General features: G+C 65.7%; 17 protein-coding genes. 10 read left to right on the forward strand and 7 right to left on the reverse strand.

From position 1 onward, the window contains the following. The first annotated feature begins 945 nt into the window (after positions 1 to 945). Both UB43_RS28130 and UB43_RS28135 read left to right on the forward strand, forming a co-directional pair. Complete coding sequence (locus UB43_RS28130; RefSeq protein WP_045217908.1) at positions 946 to 1,983, forward strand: sterol desaturase family protein; 1,038 nt, start codon at positions 946 to 948, stop codon at positions 1,981 to 1,983. Positions 1,984 to 2,064: 81 nt separating this feature from the next. Beyond that, the gene (locus UB43_RS28135; protein WP_045217909.1) at positions 2,065 to 2,604 is read left to right on the forward strand and encodes a hypothetical protein; all 540 of its coding nucleotides are present in this window, start codon (positions 2,065 to 2,067) and stop codon (positions 2,602 to 2,604) included. Between the two features lie 91 nt (positions 2,605 to 2,695). On the opposite strand, the gene UB43_RS28140 is transcribed toward UB43_RS28135, so the two are convergent. Genes UB43_RS28140 through UB43_RS28150 form a run of 3 tightly spaced genes read right to left on the reverse strand, consistent with a single transcriptional unit; the run spans position 2,696 to position 4,538 of the window. Continuing rightward, complete coding sequence (locus UB43_RS28140; RefSeq protein ID WP_045217910.1) at positions 2,696 to 2,938, reverse strand: DUF2790 domain-containing protein; 243 nt, start codon at positions 2,936 to 2,938, stop codon at positions 2,696 to 2,698. Continuing rightward, positions 2,935 to 3,498, reverse strand: coding sequence for a cytochrome b (locus tag UB43_RS28145; RefSeq protein WP_082085944.1), 564 nt, complete (start codon positions 3,496 to 3,498; stop codon positions 2,935 to 2,937). Before UB43_RS28145 ends, UB43_RS28140 begins: the two co-directional genes overlap by 4 nt. Next, positions 3,498 to 4,538: a catalase family peroxidase gene (locus UB43_RS28150; protein WP_045217912.1), complete on the reverse strand. Its 1,041-nt coding sequence runs from the start codon at positions 4,536 to 4,538 to the stop codon at positions 3,498 to 3,500. Before UB43_RS28150 ends, UB43_RS28145 begins: the two co-directional genes overlap by 1 nt. A 162-nt stretch (positions 4,539 to 4,700) precedes the next feature. On the opposite strand from UB43_RS28150, the gene UB43_RS28155 reads away from it, so the two are divergent. Both UB43_RS28155 and UB43_RS28160 read left to right on the forward strand, forming a co-directional pair. Next, on the forward strand, positions 4,701 to 5,210 hold the full coding sequence (locus UB43_RS28155; RefSeq protein WP_045217913.1) for a sigma-70 family RNA polymerase sigma factor: 510 nt from the start codon (positions 4,701 to 4,703) through the stop codon (positions 5,208 to 5,210). Beyond that, complete coding sequence (locus UB43_RS28160; RefSeq protein ID WP_045217914.1) at positions 5,207 to 5,953, forward strand: anti-sigma factor; 747 nt, start codon at positions 5,207 to 5,209, stop codon at positions 5,951 to 5,953. The genes UB43_RS28155 and UB43_RS28160 overlap by 4 nt, the downstream gene beginning before the upstream one ends. A gap of 221 nt (positions 5,954 to 6,174) precedes the next feature. Here UB43_RS28160 and UB43_RS28165 read toward each other — a convergent pair whose 3' ends face one another. From UB43_RS28165 to UB43_RS28175, 3 genes are read right to left on the reverse strand one after another with little or no spacing between them, the layout of a single operon-like run. Next, positions 6,175 to 8,013, reverse strand: coding sequence for an amidohydrolase (locus tag UB43_RS28165; RefSeq protein WP_045217915.1), 1,839 nt, complete (start codon positions 8,011 to 8,013; stop codon positions 6,175 to 6,177). Between the two features lie 19 nt (positions 8,014 to 8,032). Beyond that, on the reverse strand, positions 8,033 to 8,587 hold the full coding sequence (locus UB43_RS28170; protein ID WP_045217916.1) for an antibiotic biosynthesis monooxygenase: 555 nt from the start codon (positions 8,585 to 8,587) through the stop codon (positions 8,033 to 8,035). A 57-nt stretch (positions 8,588 to 8,644) separates the two neighbouring features. Then, complete coding sequence (locus UB43_RS28175; RefSeq protein ID WP_045217917.1) at positions 8,645 to 9,661, reverse strand: alpha/beta hydrolase; 1,017 nt, start codon at positions 9,659 to 9,661, stop codon at positions 8,645 to 8,647. Between the two features lie 445 nt (positions 9,662 to 10,106). Between UB43_RS28175 and UB43_RS30210 the strand changes: the two genes are divergently transcribed. The 3 genes from UB43_RS30210 to UB43_RS28190 all read left to right on the forward strand — a co-directional run bounded on the left by UB43_RS30210 (position 10,107) and on the right by UB43_RS28190 (position 15,976). Further along, positions 10,107 to 13,304: an autotransporter outer membrane beta-barrel domain-containing protein gene (locus UB43_RS30210; RefSeq protein WP_045217918.1), complete on the forward strand. Its 3,198-nt coding sequence runs from the start codon at positions 10,107 to 10,109 to the stop codon at positions 13,302 to 13,304. Positions 13,305 to 13,446: 142 nt separating this feature from the next. Further along, complete coding sequence (locus tag UB43_RS28185) at positions 13,447 to 15,450, forward strand: U32 family peptidase (protein ID WP_045217919.1); 2,004 nt, start codon at positions 13,447 to 13,449, stop codon at positions 15,448 to 15,450. Positions 15,451 to 15,574: 124 nt separating this feature from the next. Continuing rightward, positions 15,575 to 15,976, forward strand: coding sequence for a hypothetical protein (locus tag UB43_RS28190; RefSeq protein WP_045217923.1), 402 nt, complete (start codon positions 15,575 to 15,577; stop codon positions 15,974 to 15,976). A 124-nt stretch (positions 15,977 to 16,100) separates the two neighbouring features. Here UB43_RS28190 and UB43_RS28195 read toward each other — a convergent pair whose 3' ends face one another. Continuing rightward, positions 16,101 to 16,730, reverse strand: a complete 630-nt coding sequence (locus UB43_RS28195; RefSeq protein WP_045217920.1) for an FMN-binding negative transcriptional regulator — start codon at positions 16,728 to 16,730, stop codon at positions 16,101 to 16,103. A gap of 214 nt (positions 16,731 to 16,944) precedes the next feature. Between UB43_RS28195 and UB43_RS28200 the strand changes: the two genes are divergently transcribed. The 3 genes from UB43_RS28200 to UB43_RS28210 all read left to right on the forward strand — a co-directional run bounded on the left by UB43_RS28200 (position 16,945) and on the right by UB43_RS28210 (position 20,528). Further along, complete coding sequence (locus UB43_RS28200; protein WP_045217921.1) at positions 16,945 to 18,141, forward strand: GGDEF domain-containing protein; 1,197 nt, start codon at positions 16,945 to 16,947, stop codon at positions 18,139 to 18,141. A gap of 102 nt (positions 18,142 to 18,243) precedes the next feature. Further along, complete coding sequence (locus tag UB43_RS28205; protein WP_045217922.1) at positions 18,244 to 19,767, forward strand: sensor domain-containing diguanylate cyclase; 1,524 nt, start codon at positions 18,244 to 18,246, stop codon at positions 19,765 to 19,767. Beyond that, positions 19,764 to 20,528, forward strand: a complete 765-nt coding sequence (locus UB43_RS28210) for an NAD-dependent deacylase (RefSeq protein WP_256355407.1) — start codon at positions 19,764 to 19,766, stop codon at positions 20,526 to 20,528. The genes UB43_RS28205 and UB43_RS28210 overlap by 4 nt, the downstream gene beginning before the upstream one ends. Positions 20,529 to 20,622: the final 94 nt, after the last annotated feature.

A 20,622-nucleotide genomic window follows, 5' to 3' on the forward strand; every position in this document is an offset into this window, starting at 1 on the left:
ACGAAACTAGGGGCGATTCAGTGGGGGCCTCCACGAGAACTATATTTTCCCAAGCTATGACATCGTTTCGGCCATTCAAAGATATCTGCATAACGATATGTGCTGCATACCAAGTCATCATTTGCACCTGTATTTGTTTTTGCGTTTGCTCTTATTGCGGCAATCGAGGCCTTTTTCTGCTTCCTCCAAATCTTTAACCTGCTTCATGTCCCGGTTAGCTGCCGCTGACGAGAGGCAGCTATCGACCCATAGCGGCCCCACACACTGACAACAGTCAGCGCGTCAGCTTTGGCTTTCGCCACCAGGAAATGAAGCACAAGACATCACTTTTCAGAAGTAGCGCCAGTGCTAACAGGCAGGCCGATGTCAGAGACATCCCCTCAAGGAGAATGGCTGGATTGCTTTATGCATTCGACCGAGTTGATTGACGACGGTGGATGCAAACAACTGAGCGGGGAAACACAGCAAGATCGCACAAACACGCCGCACCGAGACATGCAGCCGGTTCAAACGAGCTGGGACAACGGCCGGAAGCCAGGCAGGAAGGCTGAACACGACGCCTATCGCCACCCAGGCAGCAATGGCGATCCGTGAGGATTGTGGCTCTACAGCAAAAGTGAACGTTACGCCGAGGAGTGCGAATGAGCCTCCAATGACGCACGCGAGAAGCAGCAAGGTGATTCGGACTAAGTTGGACATCTCTTTACCGACAAGCGAGAAGCGGTGACCAGTTGGCGAGTGAAGCACAAGCCCTATACATGTGCTGTGTTCAACGTCTGCTTCTGGCCGATTGCGGTCGTCTCATCAAGGGATGAAATCAAGCAGAGCACAGGGTTTTCGTCTGAGTTCCTGCAGCCCTCTTGTCCAAACGAACTGCTTTTCCCCTTTCGCAACTGCCACAGCACAAATATTCTGGGTGCAGAGCCAAGCGACGCATAACTCCCCATGCCTGACCTCTCGCACCTCTACCACCACCTGGCCACCCTCGTCATCGAGCCGGTGAGCAACCAGATTGCCGGCCTCTTCGACCTCAGCGGCCGCGTCGGTGTGGTATTCCTGCTGTGCTCCTACGCCATTGCCTACACCCTGTTCCGTTTCCGCCAGCAGCGTGGGCTGACGCAGGCGACCTCGTTCTGGCAGTTCATCGGCGGCGCACGGGTGAATCTACATCGTTCGGCCCTGCTGGATTACCGCTACTACCTGCTGCGCGGCATTCTCAATGTGGTGTTACTGGTGCCCGTTGTCGGGCTGGTTGATCCCTACATCCTGCGCTCGGGCGACTACATCGCCTTCTTCACCCACCTGTGGGGCGCGCGGCCACAAGTGGGCGAGAACCTCGGGCTATCGCTGCTCTATGGGCTGGGCGTGTTCCTGGTCAGCGACTTCAAGAACTACTGGGTGCACCGGGCCTTCCACTCGCGCTGGCTCTGGGCCTTCCACAAGGTGCATCACTCGGCGGCAGTGCTGACACCGATCACGGCGAGCCGCGTGCACTTCGTGGAGAAGCTGGCGGCGAACCTGGCCGGGACCGTGCTCCTGGGCGCCTACGCCGGCACCTTCTGGTACCTCTGTGGCGGGCAGGTCAGCGCCTATACGCTGTTCGGTGTGACCTACCTGATCCTGCTGTTCAACGTGCTGGCGACGAACCTGCGCCACAGCCATGTGTGGCTATCGTTCGGGCCGGTGCTCGAACACGTGGTGAACAGCCCCGCCCAGCACCAGATCCACCACAGCGACGCGCCCCGCCACTTCAACAGGAACTTCGGCATCAACCTGTCGCTGTGGGACTGGCTGTTCGGCACGCTCTACGTCACCCAGCGCACACCGGAGCCGATCCAGTTCGGCGCTGGGGAACATGACGATGCGAAGTATTCGTCGTTGTGGAGCCTGATCGTCACGCCGTTTGTGGAGACGGTGCACAAAGTACGGATGGCGAGACGCCAGAAAACCCTGTCTTCCGCGCGCCCGGCCCGGAACCGCTGAATCTGCATCCTGTTCCGGCACAGAGGAAATGATCTATTCTGCTGCGCCTGCGGTTTCCCACCCATTCGCCAAGGACTCGGCATGCCTATAGGAAGAATCAGTCTTCTCCTTCTTGCCACCAACTTTCTGGTCCTGTCATTGATCGGGCTGCTACCAACGGCCGATGGTGCGATGTTCAGAGCCGGAACCGAACTCCTGTCTTTTACCTGCACTGACGGATTCTGGCTGGATAGTTGGCAATCGCTGGCTCTCACCTTGGGGATTCCACTCACCGCCTTGGGCATTTTCTGCTTCCTGCTCCTGGGGGTTTACAGTGGCGAAGAGCTCAACAGACAGCGTAACGGTGCCAGCGTTGCGACCGCCTCTTGGCTGCTTGCGGCCGCCTGTACGCTGTTGAGTTTTTCATTCTTGCCGTGTAACTCGTTCTCTAGCGGATTCGCTGAGCCTGGCGGGTCATCCGCTCATCGAAAAGGTCACCTGCTGTTGAGCCTGCTGATGGATAGCCGGCCGACGTTCAACCTGTTCTATGCCTTCATGTTCTGCTGCATTTCTTATTGCATTGCTTTGGGCGTGAAGCTCCTGGGCAAAGTTTCTGCACTGCCAACTAAGCGAACCAGCTAGCCACGCCTGCAGCTGGCATTTGCCACCGTGAGATGGCAAATGCGGACAGGGTTGTACAGGGTATTGCGCCGGTTTGGCGCCTTACTCACCCTCAGTTTTCGTTCCCACACCCCTGCCCCCACACCGGGTAACGCAGCGTATGCCGCTGCCCGGAGCTGTCCTCGTAGATCATCTTCACCTCGCGAATCCCGCAAAAACCCAGGTCCGGTGCCTGCACCACGCGTTTGATGTCGAGCTTCTGGCCGAAGTGATAATGCTTGGCGGGTGGTGCGTCCTGCGCGGCGAGGGCCGCGCAGGAGGTGACGAGGCAAGCCACGGCGAGCAATCGCTTCACGGCCGTTCTCCCGAGGAAGTGGTACGCGGCATGGGAGCGCCAGTCATGCTCGGAAGCACTTCGTCGCGGCGGATGAGCCCGTGGAACAGTGCGGCGGCGAGGTGCAGGAGGATGGTCGCCAGCAAGGCGTAGGCGATGACGCTGTGGGCGCTGCGCAGGATGGCGTGGAGCTGCACAGAGGGCGCGACCAGCGCCGGTAGTTCGAAGCCGCCCCACAGCACCAGCGGGTAACCGCCGGCCGATTGCATGGTCCAGCCCACCAGCGGCTGGGCCAGCAGCAGGCCATAGAGCGCGAGATGCGAGAGATGCGCGGCGCTGCGTTGCCAGCCGGGCATGTTGCTGGGCAGCGCGGGGATGCGGTGGGTCAGGCGCACCAGGATGCGCAGCAGCACCAGTACCAGCAGCGCGGCGCCCAGGGGTTTGTGGATGGCGACCAGCGCGGCATGGCGCGGAGAAACACTGGCGACCATGCCCAGGCCGATCAGCAGCATGGCGAGTACCAGCACCGCCATGAGCCAGTGCAGCACGCGCAGGGAGAGTGGGAAGTAAGTCGGTTTCATCAGTGGGTCTCCTGGGCCTGCTCACGGGTGCGGCGGTTGAAGGATTCCGAGTAGGCGGCCGAGCGCGCGCTGAGCAGCGGGTCGTCGGACGCGCGGATGCCGTCGGGGAGGATCAGCGGGTCGTAGTTGACGTCGCGGCAGTCACCGCCGACTTCCGGCTGCAGGCGCTCGATCACCAGTTCGCCGGCATCCACCGTGCGACGGCCGGCAGGCCAGGCCTGGGTGGCGTCGCTGGTGCTGTCGCCGGGCTCGCCGAGGGTGAATTGCAGGCGCCAGCGCAACGGGCCGGCGGCAATGCGCTGGGCCAGTTCGTCGGCGAGGAAATCGGCGTCGCCGCGCTTGTCGGCGGCCAGCGGTTCGACCGGCGCTTCAGGCTGCACGGACCAGCGCACCGGCTGCTCCTTGCCGTCCTTGTTCACCAGGTAGAAGGCGTTGAGGCCGTAGTAGGCGCTGTTGGCGTAGCTGGAGGATGGTGTGGAGGATTTCACCCATTGCAGGAAGGGCCCGGTCTCGGGGTGCGCCTTGAAGAAGGCGCCCGCCTTGGCCGGGTCGGGCTTGCCGGTGCCCGGTTGCGGCGCGGTGGCCTGTTGCAGGGCAAAGAAGCTGGCGACGTCGCGGACGACGAAGACCGGCATGGCGTTCATGCCGGTCCGCCACTCCTGGCCATCCTTGGGCAGGAAGCGCAGCGCCAGGCTGCGGATCGGTGCGGCGCCGTCGCTGGCCTTGGGGTTGCCGCCGGGAATGGCCAGGCGCCCCACCACCGGCACGCGGCCGACGGAGAACAGGCTGGCGCGCGAGAGATCGGCCAGCCCGCCATTGCTGTCGAAGTGGCCGATCACGCACAGCCCCTTGGCGTGGTTGCGCCGGTAACCGGGGTACACGCCGCCGTTGTGCTCCAGAGTGTTGATGACCTTGTCCGGGGTGAGGCGCTGCGGGTCGAGCCAGCCGGCGACGTAGGCGAAGATGGCGGCCACGCCGAGTACCACGGCGCCGATGGCGGCCAGGCGCAGGGGCACGTTGGGTGTGGGTGTTTCTGTCATTTCCAGCTCCTCAGGCTTAGGCTGAATGCGTTGAGCCGGTACGACGCACCGTGCGCCGGGTTATTCCCGCCCCCTGCCAAAGAATTATTTTTTCGCAGGGCGGGAATAGATCGCCGCCGCAGTCGTCTTTCTCGCTCGAACCCACCCACTCCCGGCGCCCCGATGCATTCACTGGACGACCATTCACTGCGCGAACTGCTGCCCCGGCTGCGGCGCTTCGCCCTGTCGCTGACCCGCAGCGCGAGCAGCGCCGACGACCTGGTGCAGGCCACGCTGGAGAAGGCGCTGTCGGCCTGGACCGGCCGCCGCGACGACGGCGACCTGCGCGCCTGGCTGTTCTCGATCCTCTACCGGCACTTCATCGACGGGCAGCGCCGCGCGAAGCGCTACGCGCGCCTGCTCAGCCTGTTCGGCGCGGACAGCGCGGTGAGCGCATCGCCCGAGGACATCGTCAGCGCACGCTCGACGCTGGAGGCTTTCGAGCGCCTGCCCGCCGAGCAGCGCGCGCTGCTGGCGCTGGTCAGCGTGGAAGGCCTGAGCTACCGCGAAGTAGCCGAGGCACTGGACATTCCCATGGGCACCGTCATGTCCCGCTTGTCGCGCGCCCGCACGGCGCTGCGCGCGTTGAGCGAAGGACAGGCGGCGACACCTTCTCTGCGGGTACTGAAATGAACGAACGCATTCCCGATGAGCGCGATCTGCACGCCTATATCGACGACCAGCTCGACCCGGCGCGCCGCCAGTGGGTGGAAGCCTGGCTCGCCACGCACCCGGACGACGCCCGCCGCGTCGAAGGCTGGCGACAGGATGCGCAGCAACTGCGCGCGGCCTTTGCCGGGCAGGCGCGTAGTGCAATTCCCGAACAACTGGACCCGGCGCGGATTCGCCGGCAGATCCAGCAGCGGAGACGCTCGCGCCTCGCTACGGCAGCGGCCTTGCTGATTGCATTGGGCGTTGGCGGCATGGGCGGCTGGCAGATGCGCGGCGACGCGATGATGCGCGGCATGCTGCCGATGCAGGACGCCGTGCAGGCTTACCGGTTGTTCGCCGATGCCAGCCAGAACGGGCTCGACCTGCGCGATGGCCGAGACCTGAACGGCTGGCTGGCCCGTTACCTGAAGAATGCGGTGCCACCACCGGCGCTGGAACAGGTTGGCTTGAAGACCGTCGGCGCGCGTCTGCTGGCGACGGAACAGGGGGCCGCAGCGCTGGTGATCTACGAAGATGGCCAGGGCCGCCGGCTGACCTTCTTCATCCGCCCGCCGGGCCCGCGCCATGAGATGTTGCCGCAAGGGCAGCGCACGGATGGCGACCTGTTGGCACGTTACTGGAGCCAGGGTGGCTACAACTACGCGCTGGTGAGCCGCAGCGATGATCCGCAGGCGCAGGCCGTGGGGCAGTTGGTGGGGTTCTGAGCGCGGACTTTGTCCTCGGCTCGCGGGCATGGCCCGCTCCTACACGGGAAGCACAGCGCTAGTCTGTAGGAGCTGGCCATGCCTGCGACAGACCGAGCGCGGAATCATCGCGGACCGAATCCGCTCCTGCGCGCAGGATGAACATCGATGTCACCCGGTACGTGGGAGCGGACTCCGTCCGCGATCGCTATCCGGTCCTTGCGGACCGGACCTTTGCCTCGTCAGAACGCGAAGCACGAACAGCCGAAAGCGCCCCAGAAGCCCTGGAAGTCACTCACCGGCACGCTGGATTGCCGGGCGCGTTCGTGGCTGTGGCCATGCACGCCGCAGGAGCCGGCGCACTGGTGTACGGCCTGCTGCAGCGGGCCTTGCGGGCGCCAGTGGCCGGGGACCTTGGCCACCGGCGACCAGTCCGGCAGCACCGGGATCGCCGTCGGCGCCTGGCGCTCGAAGTCGCCGCTGCCGAACACCACGCGGCCGTCCACCACGGTCAGCACCGATTCGATGGTCTTGATTTCTTCCTCCGGCACGTTGAAGTAGTCCGCCGAGAGCACGGCCACGTCGGCCATCTGCCCGACCTTGATCATCCCTTTCTTGCCCTGTTCGTTGGAGAACCAGGCGCTGCCGTGGGTGTACAGCTGCAGCGCGGTGGCGCGGGACAGCCCTTCGGGGTACAGCTCCATGCCGCCGACGGTCTTGCCGCTCACCATCCAGTACAACGAAGTCCAGGGGTTGTAGCTGGAAACGCGGGTGGCGTCGGTGCCGGCTCCCACCGGCACGCCTTCGGCCAGCATGCGCTTGATCGGCGGCGTGGCCTCGGCAGCCTGCTTGCCGTAGCGGTCGACGAAATACTCGCCCTGGAAGGCCATGCGGTCCTGGATGGCGATGCCGCCGCCCAGCGCCCTCACCCGCTCGATGTTCTTCGGCGAGATGGTCTCGCAGTGGTCGAAGAACCAGTGCAGGCCGTTGAACGGGATGTCCAGGTTGACCTTCTCGAACACGTCGAGCATCCGCGAGATGGATTCGTCGTAGGTGGCGTGCAGGCGGAACGGCCAACGCTGTTCGACCAGGTGGCGCACCACCGGCTCCAGCTCGGCTTCCATGCTGCCGGGCAGGTCCGGGCGCGGTTCGAGGAAGTCCTCGAAATCGGCGGCGGAGAACACCAGCATCTCACCGGCACCGTTGTGCCGCAGGAAGTCGCTGCCCTGCCCGTACTTCACGCTGCTGGTCCAGTTCTTGAAATCGGCCAGTTCTTCCTTGGGCTTCTGGGTGAACAGGTTGTAGGCGATGCGCACGGTGAGCTGGTGGTCTTTTTCCAGCTGCTCGATCACCTGGTAGTCGTCCGGGTAGTTCTGGAAGCCGCCGCCGGCGTCGATGGCGCTGGTCACGCCCAGGCGGTTCAGCTCGCGCATGAACTGGCGGGTGGAGTTGACCTGGTACTCGAAAGGCAGTTTCGGCCCCTTGGCCAGGGTCGCGTAGAGAATCATCGCGTTGGGCCGGGCCACCAGCATGCCGGTGGGCTCGCCGTTGCTGTCGCGGACGATCTCGCCACCGGGCGGGTTCGGCGTGTCCTTGGTGTAGCCGACGACGCGCAGCGCGGCACGGTTGAGCAGCGCGCGGTCATACAGGTGCAGGACAAAGACGGGAGTGTCCGGCGCCGCCTGGTTCAGCTCTTCGATGGTCGGCATGCGCTTCTCGGCGAACTGGAATTCGTTCCAGCCGCCCACCACGCGCACCCACTGCGGCGACGGCGTGCGCAGGGCCTGCTCCTTGAGCAGGCGCAGAGCGTCAGCCAGGGACGGCACACCTTCCCAGCGCAGTTCGAGGTTGTAGTTCAGGCCGCCGCGGATCAGGTGCAGGTGCGAGTCGTTGAGGCCGGGGATCGCAGTGCGCCCCTTGAGGTCGATGACGCGGGTAGCGCCGGCGCGCAAGGCCATGGCCTCCGCCTCGGTGCCCACGGCGATGAATTTGCCGTCGGCGATGGCCACGGCGGTGGCCTCGGGTTTCTCGCGGTCGACGGTGTGGAAGCGGCCGTTGGTCAGGATCAGGTCGGCGTACATGGGCAAGTTCCTCTTTCGATCAGCGGGCGTTGAGCCAGGCGGAGAACAGGCGCGTGGCCCGTGGCATGAAAACGTAGACCACCAGCAGGACGATGGTCGCGACGATGAGCATGTTGGCCGGCACGAAGCCGCCCAGCAGCGGGATTTGCGTGAACAGCGGGCGCCAGAGCTGCGGCACCAGCATCACCAGCGGCAGGATCACCAGGTAGGAAATTGCGGCCTGCTTCCAGCGCGGCGGCTGCTTCTGCGGGTTGTCCGGGGCGGTGAACCAGAACTCGTGGGCGCGGTGCAGTTCCTTCTGCTCGCCGTCGATCAGGTGCGGGTCGGCACGCTCGATCAGCTCGCGGCGCTGCGGCGAGTCGAGCCAGGCCTGCAGTTCATCGGCGCTGGCAAAGCGCAGCACCGAGGTGAAATGGTCCCCCTGGCGCATCACATCCACGCCCAGGTGGCCGGGGAACTCGCTGGCGGCGCGGGTCAGCTCGCGCAGGATGGCCTCATAGGCGGCAACGCTGTCGGGGCGGGCGCGGTGGCGGATGATCAGGGTGACGGATTCTTGCTGCGTGGTCTGGTTCATGTGGGTTCCCTCCAGAGAAGTGGCCTCCCCCGCCTCGCGGCGAGGGAGGTAAGCGGATTACTGCAGGTGAACCTTCAGCTCTTCACCGGCCTGGCGCATGGCGGCCTGGACCGCCGGCACCTGGCTGACCACGTTGAGCAGACCGTAGTCGTGGATCATTCCGTTGTAGCGCACGGAAGTGACAGCCACACCGGCGGCGTCGAGTTTGCGACCGTAGGCTTCGCCTTCGTCACGCAGCACGTCGGATTCGGCGGTCTGGATCAGGGTCGGCGGCAGGCCCTTGAGCTGCTCGGTGGTGGCGCGCAAAGGGGAAGCGTAGATCTCGGCGCGCTGCTTCGGGTCGGTGGTGTAGCTGTCCCAGAACCACTGCATCATCGGCTTGGTGAGGAAGTGCCCCTGGGCGAACTGGTTGTACGAGCCGGTCTCGAAGCTGGCATCGGTCACCGGCCACAGCAGCGCCTGGAAGCGCAGCTTGGGCGTGCCCTTGTCCTTGGCCATCAGGGCAACCACCGCGGCCATGTTGCCGCCGACGCTGTTGCCGGCCACGGCCAGGCGCTTGCCGTCGACGTTGAGCTCCTTGCCGTGCTCGGCGACCCATTGTGTTGCGGCGTACGCCTGGTTGATCGCCACCGGGTAATGCGCTTCGGGAGACGGGGTGTAGTCGACGTAGACAGCGACGGCGCCGGAGTTCACCACCAGGTCACGAATCAGGCGGGCGTGGGTCGGGTAGTCACCCAGCACCCAGCCGCCGCCGTGGAAGTACATGAACGCCGGCAGCGTGCCCTTCACGCCGGCCGGACGGACGATGGTCAGCTTCACCGGGCCAACCTCGGTCTGCACGGTCTTCTCGCTGACCTGGGTGCCGGACAGATCGACCTTCACCGAAGCCTGGGCGCCAGTCAGCACGGCACGGGCGTCTTTCGGCGAGAGGGTTTCCAGCGGCTGGCCCTTGCCGGCTTCCAGGGCCTCGAGGAAGGCCTGGGTGTTGTGTTCGACGGTGGGGTTGCCGGCGGCGAAGACGTTGCCGATGGCCAGGGCGAGGGAAGCGGCGAGCAGGGAGTTCTTGGCGTTCATGATTCGGTTCCTTGAAAGTGGGGGAGGTGTTCCGAAAGGACGAACGAATCTTGATTCATGCCCGCAAAGCGCGGAATAGACAGGGTTGCAGGGTCGCTTTGCAGTTTTGCAAGGGCACCGCCCTGCCCTCTGCACGGCTGCATTGCGCAGTTCCAGGGCCGGTGCGTACTGATTCAGGTCAGACGCAATCTGGCCTGGTCATGACGTTTCTCAATACCCATGGCGGATTCGAAAACCTTCTGACATAGCTCAAGGGCGGGCCCAGGCCGTGTAGTCGACAATCGCCGCCGCTACCAACTCCCGTGAGTGACTCACAGTGCCAGGACACCACCACTGAAACCCACCGCCCCACCCCTTCACGCCAGGCAACCCCTGGTGCGGCACACGGAAACTGCGCAACCGGGTTCTCTTCACCCATCCCGCCGAGAGGCGGTAGGAAACCGTGATGAAGAACACCCCATTGATGCTTCTGCTGGCCAGCCCGCTGGCCGTGGCCACCGCAACGGCGGCCAACAGCGTCACCGAAACCGACCAGCGCTACACCGCCAACCAGAGCGGCCAATACGAAGACTTCACCCAGGTCGGCACCATCAAGACTTTTGCCGTGAGCAACGGCGCCATCATCACCATGACCGGCCCCAGCGGCTCGCCCCTGGTGCTGACTGGCGTCAGTGGCAAGGTCGATGGCAATACCCTGGATATCAAGGGCGCCAACAGCCTGGTCACCGTCAACGGTGACATCACCTACAACTACGGCAGCAACACCAACGCCAACAGCAAGTACGTCTACAACGGCATCGCCGTCACCGGCGGCGGACGTTTCGTGCTCAACGGCAACCTCACCGCCACTTCGACCAGTTCGGGCTACAACAGCCCGAAAAGCGCGATGTACGTGGACGGCGCTACTTCCAGCGCCGAGCTAAACGGCAACGCGAACCTGACCATCGCCGGCGGCAAGGGCCTGTTCGCCGCCAATGGTGGGACCATCGACATGACCTCGAAGGATGGCGCGCCCTATGTGCTGACGGTCACCAACAAGTCCAGCCAGCGCTCGGTGGAGGCCAATAACAACGGCACCGTGACCCTCGATCTGGTGGACATGAACGGCACCGGCTTCAGCAACGGCGTGGGCCTCTACGCCACGAAGAACTCGTCGATCACCTTCATGGGCGGCGACTTCAACCAGGGCAGCAACAGTCGCTATGGCGCCAACGCGCTGTTCGCGCTGAACCACTCCAGCGTCACCGCCACTGGCTATGACGGCGGCCACCTGCGGATCAAGACCGCCGGCACCAACGAGATCGGCGCCTGGGCCACCGGCAACTCGCAGGTGACGATCAACAGCGAGCAACACCAGGACTTCCAGACGGTGATCCACACCACCGGCACCGGCCAGTCCCACGGACTGGCCGCCGGCTCACTGGGTGGCGGCAGTGCCAGCGCTCCCGCCGACAGCACCGGCCACGCCGGCTCGCAGTACGGCAACTCCGAGGTCACGGTGTACGGCAAGACCGACATCACCACCGAAGGCAAGGACTCCGCCGGCCTGCGGGCCATGGGGGACGGCGCGAAGATCACCCTCACGCCCCTGGTGGCTGGGGTGCGCAACAGCATCACCTCTGCCGCCAGCGCGATCCGCTACTCCTTCGCCAACGGCTACAGCCTCGCCAGCAACGGTGATCGTGTCGAAGGCGGCCAGGTCATCAACCTGACCGACACCGACATGGCGCACCTCGACGGCGCCACCGGCACCGCCGGGCTGATCGAGGTTGGAGGCCTCGCCGGGCGAACCAGTGACGGGCAGAACAGCGGCATCATGAACGTCGCCGACGCGGTGAAGGACGCCACCCTGAACCTCGCCAACAGCAGCGCCACCGCCCAGGACGGGCGCAGCCTGCTCAACGTCAACGCCAGCCAGAACAGCGCCGATGGCGTGTTCGCCAGCAGCTTCACGCTCAACGCCGAGAACAGCGAACTGGTGGGCCGCGCGGTGACCGACAGCACCGTTGCCAGTGATGGCAGCGTCAGCAGCGCCACGCTCAACCTCAAGGGCTCGCGCTGGTTCCTGCTGGACAAGAACAGCAGCGAGGCCAGCCACTACGCCACGTCGAACCTCACGGCGCTGGACCTGCAGGACAACTCGCAGATCTACCTCAACAGCCGCGAGTCCTGGCAGAACGGCTTTGCCGCCCACCAGCCCGAGCACTACGGCAGCCTGCAGCTGGGCTCGCTGAGCGGTGCCGGGGCGTTCCACTTCTACACCGACATCGTCAACCAGCTGACCGACAAGCTGACCATCACGGGCACCGACGGCAGCACCGGCAGCCATTCGGTCCTGGTGGCCAACGACGGTTCGCAGAGCACCCTGGGTGACGAGCGCATCGAGATCATCGAAACCAACGGCGGCAGCGGCCAGTTCGGCCTCTACGAAGGCGCGCTGGTGGAACTGGGCGGCAATACCTACGCCCTGCGCAAGAACGAAGAGGACAACTGGGAACTGTATGGCTACAGCGCGCCGCCAGTGGATCCGGGTCCGACCGACCCGGTCGACCCGCAGCCGCCGGTGGACCCGAATCCTCCGGTCGATCCGACCCCGCCGGTAGACCCCACGCCTCCCGTTGACCCGACACCTCCGGTCGACCCGACCCCGCCCGGCCCGATCGAACCCGGCGACCCGATCGCACCGACACCGCCCGGCCCGGCCCCGGGTCCCGGCACTTCGACCACTCGCGCCTTCCACGCGCAGGTGCACACCAACTACCTGCTCTCCTACCTCGACATGCAGACCCTGCTGCAGCGCATGGGCGAGCTGCGCTACACCGAGCGCGACACCGACGGCAACGTCTGGCTGCGCACCAACGGCGGTCGCCTGCACTCCTTCGCCGGCAGCAACTTCGACGGATACCGCCTGAGCTACCAGGGCATCCAGCTGGGCGTGGATCGCCGCGTACCAGTCAGCAGCGGCGATCTGTTCGTCGGTGCAATGATCGGCCATACCGAAGCCGAGCAGAGCTTCGACGAAGGCAGTGGCGGCGCGCGCAACACGCACATCGGCGTCTACGGCACCTGGTTGCACGAGAACGGTTTCTACATCGACGCCGTGCTCAAGGCCGCGCACCTGAAGAACAACTTCAGCGTCAACGACACCCAGGGCAACCGCGTGAAGAGCTCCGGCAGCAGCGACGGCTACTCCGTCTCGCTGGAAGCCGGCAAACGCTTCACCCTGCACCGCGAGAAGGACAGCCAGTGGTTCGTCGAGCCCCAGGCGCAACTGGTCTACACCGACCAGGGCGGCTTCTCTTCGCGTGCCAGCAACGGCCTGAAGATCCACTACGACGACTACGACTCGCTGCTGGCCCGCGCCGGCGGCATCGTCGGCTACGAGCTGAGCAATGCGAAACACAAGTCCGAGGTGTACCTGAAGGGCGGCTACGTTCGCGAACTGATGGCCGACGACATCGGCTACCGGATCAACGGAACGCCCAAGCAGAGTTCGGACTTCAGTGGCGGCTGGCGCGAAGCGGCCGTGGGCGTCTCCACGCGCCTTGCCGAAGGCCACAGCCTGTTCATGGAAGTGGGCTACCGCGACGGCGACAACTTCGACCAGAACCACGCCAACGTGGGCTACCGGTTCGAGTACTGAGCCACCCGGGGCGGCTGGAAACGGCCGCCCCGTTCTTTACAGGCATACGGCTGCGCACCGTCCGGCACGCCACGGATGCCGGCGCGACGTTTGACCGGTACAATGCGCGATTGCCCGTGCCATGCCTGATAAAGAAGAAACCATGTCCCTGCCCAAACACCATCTGGAACTGCTCAGCCCTGCCCGCGATGTGCATATCGCCCGCGAGGCCATCCTGCATGGCGCCGACGCCGTCTACATCGGCGGCCCGAGCTTCGGCGCGCGGCACAATGCCTGCAACGAAGTGAGCGATATCGCCCAGCTGGTGGAGTTCGCCCACCGCTACCACGCGCGGGTGTTCACCACGATCAACACCATCCTCCACGACAACGAGCTGGAACCGGCGCGCGCGCTGATCCACCAGCTCTACGACGCCGGTGTCGACGCGCTGATCGTGCAGGACCTGGGCATCATGGAACTGGACATCCCGCCGATCGAACTGCACGCCAGCACCCAGACCGACATCCGTACCCTGGGCCGGGCGAAGTTCCTCGACCAGGCCGGCTTCTCCCAGCTGGTATTGGCCCGTGAGCTGAACCTGCAGGAAATCCGCGCCATCGCCGACGAGACCGATGCCGCCATCGAGTTCTTCATCCACGGCGCGCTCTGCGTGGCGTTCTCCGGCCAGTGCAACATCTCCCACGCCCAGACCGGCCGCAGCGCCAACCGTGGCGACTGCTCCCAGGCCTGCCGCCTGCCCTACACCCTGAAGGATGACCAGGGCCGCGTGGTGGCCTTCGAGAAGCACCTGCTGTCGATGAAGGACAACAACCAGAGCGCCAACCTCAGCGCCCTGGTGGACGCCGGCGTGCGCTCCTTCAAGATCGAAGGGCGCTACAAGGACATGGGCTACGTGAAGAACATCACCGCCTATTACCGCCAGCGCCTGGACGGCATCCTCGCCGAGCGCCCGGACCTGGCCCGCGCCTCCAGCGGCCGCACCGACCACTTCTTCGTGCCGGACCCGGACAAGACCTTCCACCGCGGCAGCACCGACTACTTCGTCAGCGACCGCAAGATCGACATCGGCGCCTTCGACTCGCCGACCTTCACCGGCCTGCCGGTGGGCACCGTGGAAAAGGTCGGCAAGCGCGACCTGCTGGTGGTGACCAAGGACCCGCTGTCCAACGGCGACGGCCTCAACGTGCTGGTCAAGCGCGAAGTGGTCGGTTTCCGCGCCAACATTGCCGAGCCGAAGGGCGAGTTCGAGGAAGACGGCGAGAAGCGCTACCGCTACCGCGTCGAGCCCAACGAGATGCCGGAAGGCCTTTACCGCCTGCGCCCGAACCACCCGCTGTCGCGCAACCTCGACCACAACTGGCAGCAGGCGCTGCAGAAGACTTCCGCCGAACGTCGCGTCGGCCTGTCGTGGGTCGCCAGGTTGCGTGAAGAGCGCCTGGAGCTGACCGCCACCAGCGAGGAAGGCGTCAGTGCCAGCGTCGCCCTGGACGGCCCGTTCGGCGTCGCCAACAAGCCGGAACAGGCGCTGGACCAGTTGCACGACCTGCTCGGCCAGCTGGGCACCACCCAGTACCACGCCGACCAGATCGAGCTGGACGCCCCGCAGGCGTTCTTCATCCCCAATTCCCAGCTCAAGTCGCTGCGCCGCGAGGCCATCGAGGCGCTGACCGAGGCCCGCGTGCAGGCCCACCCGCGTGGCGGCCGCAAGGCCGAGACCAACCCGCCGCCGGTGTACCCGGAAGCGCACCTGTCCTTCCTGTTCAACGTGTACAACGAGAAGGCCCGCGCGTTTTACCACCGCCACGGCGTGCAACTGATCGATGCCGCGTACGAAGCCCACGAGGAAACGGGCGAAGTGCCGGTGATGATCACCAAGCACTGCCTGCGCTTCTCCTTCAACCTGTGCCCGAAACAGGCCAAGGGCGTCACCGGCGTGCGCACCAAGGTGCAGCCGATGCAACTGATCCACGGCGACGAAGTGCTGACCCTGAAGTTCGACTGCAAGCCGTGCGAGATGCACGTGATCGGCAAGATCAAGGGCCACATCCTCGGCCTGCCGCAGCCGGGCAGCGAAGGCGTAAGCAACATCGTCGGGCAGATCAGCCCGGAAGACCTGCTCAAGACCATTCGCAAGCCGGCGCACTGAGCCGCTTTTCGTAGGAGCGAGCTCGCTCGCGAACAAGCCCCGCTGCGAGAGCAGGGTTCGCGAGCAAGCTCGCTCCTACAGTCCCCCCTGCGCAATTCCCCGATCCCCCGCTATGATCGGAAACATGCCCACCACTCCCCCACTCCGCCAGCAATGCCCACCCGGTGCCTGCGACTGCGACCGGGAGCGGCTGCTGGCTGACCCCGGCGCCGACCTGCGCATTCTCCTGCTGACCCGGCATGAAGAGCAGCGCCTGCTGGAGCGTCTGGAGAACCTCAAGGACCTCGCCGACCTCGAGCGCCTGCAGCAGAAACTGTTCGACCAGCTCGGCATCCGCCTGCATATCGCCCCCGGTTTCAACGAGGTGCGCAGCATGCGCGGCATCGAATTCGGCTTCGACGAGCAGCCGGGCCTGTGCCGCAAGACCCGCCAGGCCATCCCCGCCGCGATTCGCCGGGGCCTGGAGAAGAACCCGGAAATCGCCTGGCGCCTGCTGGATTCGCACGATCTGCTGGGCGGCTTCTGATCCGTGCCAACTTTTCGGGGTCTTCCTGTAGGAGCGAGCTTGCTCGCGAACGGATTCCCCGGCAGTTCCGTTGCCAAGGCGGTTCGCGAGCAAGCTCGCTCCTACAACCGGCCTGGAATCCTGGTTATCGCTTCACGTCCTTCGAGCTGACCATGGCCCCGGCCAGCGCGGTGCTTCCGCGCTGGTCGAGCGCCTCAGCCGCCCCCAGCCGATCCCGGTCTTCCTTGTTCTGGCTGAGCTTGGACTTGCCGACGATCTCGCTGATTTCCACCTCGATGCCGACGATGTTGGCCAGCATGCCGCTGATGAATTCCGGGGTGGAGTCGCTCATCTTCCACGGCTTGTCCTCGCCGGCCTCGTGGGTGCGGGTCAGTCGGCCGACCACGCCGCGCACGAAACGCTCCTCATCCATGACCTTGAGACGGCCGCGCACATGCACCACCTGGTAGTTCCAGGTCGGCACCTGGCGGTGCGCCTCGTGCTTGCTCGGGTACCAGTTGGGCGAGACGTAGGCATGCTCGCCGCGGAAGATCACCAGCACCTCCTCGCCGGCAGCCTCCTGCCAGACCGGGTTGTTGCGGGCGACGTGGGCGCGCAGCAGCGGCTTCTCGCCGGAAAGCTCCAGCTCGAACGGCAAGTGGTTGGCGTCCAGCAGGCCGTCATGGCCGGTGACCAGGATGCCCAGGGGATAGTCGCGAATCAGCCGGTGCAGCTGGTCCGGGCGGGTTTCCTCGAAATGCGCAGGTACGTACATGCAAGGCCTCGACAGCAGGTGATGGCGGTCATCATGCCGCCGTATTGGCCCCCTATAAAGATCCATTAGCGACGCTGGTGACAGGGCCAATCTGCAGCGACCGAAGTTTTGGTACAGCCCATGCATCGCCCCGCTGGACGGCGAAGTTGCCGCACCCTACTCTAGCCCTTGGCCAGCATTCGCCCTGGATGGCAGACACAGGCTCCCACTTCCGATGACCGCACCCGAGTTCCCCGCCGCACCTCCCCGGCAGCAGTACCAGGGGAGAATTCCACCGCGCCTGCAGGATGCCTACAAGGCGTATGTGGTCCAGCATTACCGGCGCTTCCTGCTGGCGATCAACTTCATCGCCATGGCCGCCTATGACTCCTACGTCCTGGCCGACGCACTGCTGATCCCGGATATGGCGAAGGAATCGCTATTCCTGCGCACGGCCCTGAGCCTCGTCGGTCTGATCAACATCTTCCTGGTGTTCCGCTTCAGCCGCAGCGTGCTGGTGATGGACCTGCTGATGCCGGTGCACGACATCGTCTCCACCATCGCCTGGTTCGAGCTGCTCAAGCGCAGCGCCTCGCCGGACGTGCCCTTCTTCCTCTACGCCTCGGTGGTGTTCATCCTGCTGGGCAACCTGGGCGTGCGCTACTCCTTCAAGGGCATTGCGCTGGTGTCGGCGATCATCTCGGCGATCATTCTCTACAACGTCTGGCTGATCCACGACGGGGCCGCCAAGCCGCTGCTGATCTTTACCCTGGTCTACCTGCCCATCGCGCTGTTCAGCCTGTTCATCAGCTGGACCAACATCAAGGGCGTGCGCCAGGCCTTCCTCGCCGACCTCGAGGAACGCCGCCAGCGCGCGGAGCTGGCCGCGCTCAACCTGCGCCTGCAGGAGCTGGCCGCCACCGACGGGCTCACCGGCGTGGGCAATCGCCGCTCGCTGGACTTGCAGCTCAACGAGAGCTGGCACGGCATGCGCGCCCACGGCCGGCCCTTCGCCCTGCTGATGGCCGACATCGACTACTTCAAGCCGTACAACGACCACTACGGCCACCAGGCCGGCGACCGCTGCCTGTGCCAGGTGGCCGAGAGCCTGGTGGGCACCCTGCGCGGCGGGCGCGCCAACGTCTATCGTTATGGCGGAGAGGAGTTCGCCATCCTGCTGGAGGCGACCTCCGCCGAAGACCTGCGCTGCGTCGCCGAACGGCTGCGCGAGCAGGTGGCGAGCCTGGGCATCGAGCACTTCTACCGGCCCGACAGCCTGCGCCACCTGACCATCAGCCTCGGCGCGGCGATGGCCAACGAGAACGGGCTACAGGAGCCGCGCGAGTTGCTCGCGCGCTGCGACCAGCACCTGTACGTGGCCAAGCAGAAAGGTCGCAACCGGGTGCAACTCAGCGGCATGCCAGGCGTCTGACGAACGACACGTAACCCGGCGCGCGCGGCCGACGTCTCCCTGCACTCGGCCGGGCGATACCCACCGCGCGCGGCAACCAGGGACCGACCCAACGAGGCCAGAGTGAAACGCGACATCCGCCTTGCCATCCTCCTGCTGTCGATCATCAGCCTCGCCGTGGCCGCCGCCACCGCCTGGGAGCTGTGGTCGGCGCGCGAGCGCACGCTGGCGGAGACCACCACGCACAACCTCAACCTCACCCAGGCGCTGGACACCTACGTCGAGGGCATCGTCACCCAGAGCTCCATGCTCCTGCTGGGCCTGGCCGAACGCCTGGAGCACGAGGGACGCGGCGCGCCCCAGTTGCAGCGGCTGAATGACCTGGTGCGGAGCCAGCAACACCTGCTCGCGCAGCTCAACGGCGTGGGCATCTACGATGCCCAGGGCAACTGGCTGATGACGTCCAACGGCCCCTTCCCGCCCGGCGCCAACAGCGCCGACCGCGGCTACTTCATCCACCACCGCGACAATCCCTCGCTGGACGCCTATATCGGCGAACCGATCCACAGCCGCGCCACCGGCGTCTGGGTGATCACCGTCAGCCGTCGCTACAACGACGCCCAGGGCAACTTCGCCGGAGTGATAGTCGCCACCCTCGGCGTGCAGGACTTCCTCCGCCTGTTCGGCAAGATCGACATCGGCAAGACCGGCGCCATCGGCGTGGCCACCAGCAACGGCCAGGTGCTGGTGCGCTACCCCTTCCGCGAGAGCGACATGGGCCGTGTGCTGTCGCGCTCGCCGATCTTCACCCAGTACCTGGAGAACGCCACGGTCGGCAGCGCGACCTTCGCCTCCTCGCTGGACGGCATCGAGCGCATCTACGCCTTCCGCAAGAACGAGCGCTACCCGCTGGTGACCTCGGTCGCCCTGGGCAAGGACGAAGCCCTCGCCGCCTGGGCCGCCGACGCCCTGCGCACGGTGGCCATCGCCTTCGGCCTGCTGATGGTCATCGTGGTCATCGGCAGCCTGCTGATCCTCGCCATCCAGCGCCGCATCGGCACCGAACGCCTGCTGCGCGACGCCCGCGAAGACCTGCTCAGGGCCAACCGGCAGCTGGAAGTGCTCGCCTCGCGCGACCCGCTCACGGGCCTTGAGAACCGCCGCAGCTTCGACGACCACCTGATCGCCGAACTGCGCCGCGCCCACCGCGAACGTTCGCCACTGGGGCTGCTGCTGATAGACGTGGACCACTTCAAGCGCTTCAACGACACCTATGGCCATCCGGCCGGCGACGACTGCCTGCGGCGCATCGGCCGCGTCCTCGCCGACAGTGTGCGGCGTCCCGCCGACCTCGCGGCGCGCTACGGCGGCGAGGAACTCGCGGTGATCCTGCCAAACACCGGCCCCGACGGCGCCCTGGCCGTGGCCGAGCAGTTCATGCAGCGCCTGCAGGGCGCCAACCTCACCCACGCCGGCAGCCCGCTGGGCCGCATCACCACCAGCATCGGCATCGCCACCCTGCCCGCTGGCAGCGACAGCAGCCCACAGGCCCTCATCGAAGCCGCCGACCGCGCGCTGTACCGCGCCAAGGCCGCCGGGCGCAATCGCCTGGAAAGTGCGCCGACGCCGCAGGAAGCCCCGCAATGATCCTCGATTCCGCGTTGCTCGATGCGCTGCGCAAAGCCCGCCACGTCGTGGTGTTCACCGGTGCGGGGGTTTCCGCCGAGAGTGGCATTCCCACCTTCCGCGACCGCCTCACCGGGCTCTGGCAGCGCTTCGACGCCGCCTCCCTGGCCACCGCCGAAGCCTTCCGCGCGGACCCGACGCTGGTCTGGGGCTGGTATGAATGGCGCCGCAGCGTTGTCCACCGCGCGCAGCCCAACCCGGCGCACCTGGCCATCGCCGCGCTGGCGAACAAGGTGCCGAAGCTCACTTTGATCACCCAGAACGTCGACGATCTCCACGAACGCGCCGGCAGCCACGACGTCACCCACCTGCACGGCCAACTGGAACGCCCGCGCTGCTTCGACTGCCAGCGCGAACCCGAAGCAGCGCTGCCGGTACCGGATGAGCCTGAGGCAGGCCGCCGCGTGCCGCCGCCGGCCTGCGCCCATTGCGGCGGCCCGCTGCGCCCCGGCGTGGTGTGGTTCGGCGAAAGCCTGCCGATGGACGCCCTCGACCACGCCTTCCAGGCCGCCGAGCACTGCGACCTGCTGATCTCCGTGGGCACCTCCGGCGTGGTCTACCCGGCGGCCGAGATCCCCCAGATGGCCTGGCGCGCCGGCGCCACCGTGCTGCACATCAATCCCGCTCCCGGCCCGTTGCATGCCGAGCGCGACTTCGCCCTCGCCAGCGCGGCAGGTATCGCCCTGCCGGCATTGCTGGACGCGGCTCTCATCGACTGGTGAACATGGGCTGACGTACCGTCGGGCTTCGCCCGCGGTCTTTCGCCGCCTGGGCTGTCGCAGGCATGGCCAGCTCCTACAGGGCAGACTCCGCACC

The organism is Pseudomonas sp. 21 (assembly GCF_000955805.1).
Classification (GTDB): Bacteria; Pseudomonadota; Gammaproteobacteria; order Pseudomonadales; family Pseudomonadaceae; genus Pseudomonas.

Bases quoted from the DNA above. Each gene is read 5' to 3' on its own strand.
- UB43_RS28130 (WP_045217908.1), top strand. From the start codon at position 946: ATGCCTGACCTCTCGCACCTCTACCACCACCTGGCCACCCTCGTCATC.
- UB43_RS28135 (WP_045217909.1), top strand. From the start codon at position 2,065: ATGCCTATAGGAAGAATCAGTCTTCTCCTTCTTGCCACCAACTTTCTG.
- UB43_RS28145 (WP_082085944.1), bottom strand. From the start codon at position 3,498: ATGAAACCGACTTACTTCCCACTCTCCCTGCGCGTGCTGCACTGGCTC.
- UB43_RS28150 (WP_045217912.1), bottom strand. From the start codon at position 4,538: ATGACAGAAACACCCACACCCAACGTGCCCCTGCGCCTGGCCGCCATC.
- UB43_RS28155 (WP_045217913.1), top strand. From the start codon at position 4,701: ATGCATTCACTGGACGACCATTCACTGCGCGAACTGCTGCCCCGGCTG.
- UB43_RS28160 (WP_045217914.1), top strand. From the start codon at position 5,207: ATGAACGAACGCATTCCCGATGAGCGCGATCTGCACGCCTATATCGAC.
- UB43_RS28165 (WP_045217915.1), bottom strand. From the start codon at position 8,013: ATGTACGCCGACCTGATCCTGACCAACGGCCGCTTCCACACCGTCGAC.
- UB43_RS28170 (WP_045217916.1), bottom strand. From the start codon at position 8,587: ATGAACCAGACCACGCAGCAAGAATCCGTCACCCTGATCATCCGCCAC.
- UB43_RS28175 (WP_045217917.1), bottom strand. From the start codon at position 9,661: ATGAACGCCAAGAACTCCCTGCTCGCCGCTTCCCTCGCCCTGGCCATC.
- UB43_RS30210 (WP_045217918.1), top strand. From the start codon at position 10,107: ATGAAGAACACCCCATTGATGCTTCTGCTGGCCAGCCCGCTGGCCGTG.
- UB43_RS28185 (WP_045217919.1), top strand. From the start codon at position 13,447: ATGTCCCTGCCCAAACACCATCTGGAACTGCTCAGCCCTGCCCGCGAT.
- UB43_RS28190 (WP_045217923.1), top strand. From the start codon at position 15,575: ATGCCCACCACTCCCCCACTCCGCCAGCAATGCCCACCCGGTGCCTGC.
- UB43_RS28195 (WP_045217920.1), bottom strand. From the start codon at position 16,730: ATGTACGTACCTGCGCATTTCGAGGAAACCCGCCCGGACCAGCTGCAC.
- UB43_RS28200 (WP_045217921.1), top strand. From the start codon at position 16,945: ATGACCGCACCCGAGTTCCCCGCCGCACCTCCCCGGCAGCAGTACCAG.
- UB43_RS28210 (WP_256355407.1), top strand. From the start codon at position 19,764: ATGATCCTCGATTCCGCGTTGCTCGATGCGCTGCGCAAAGCCCGCCAC.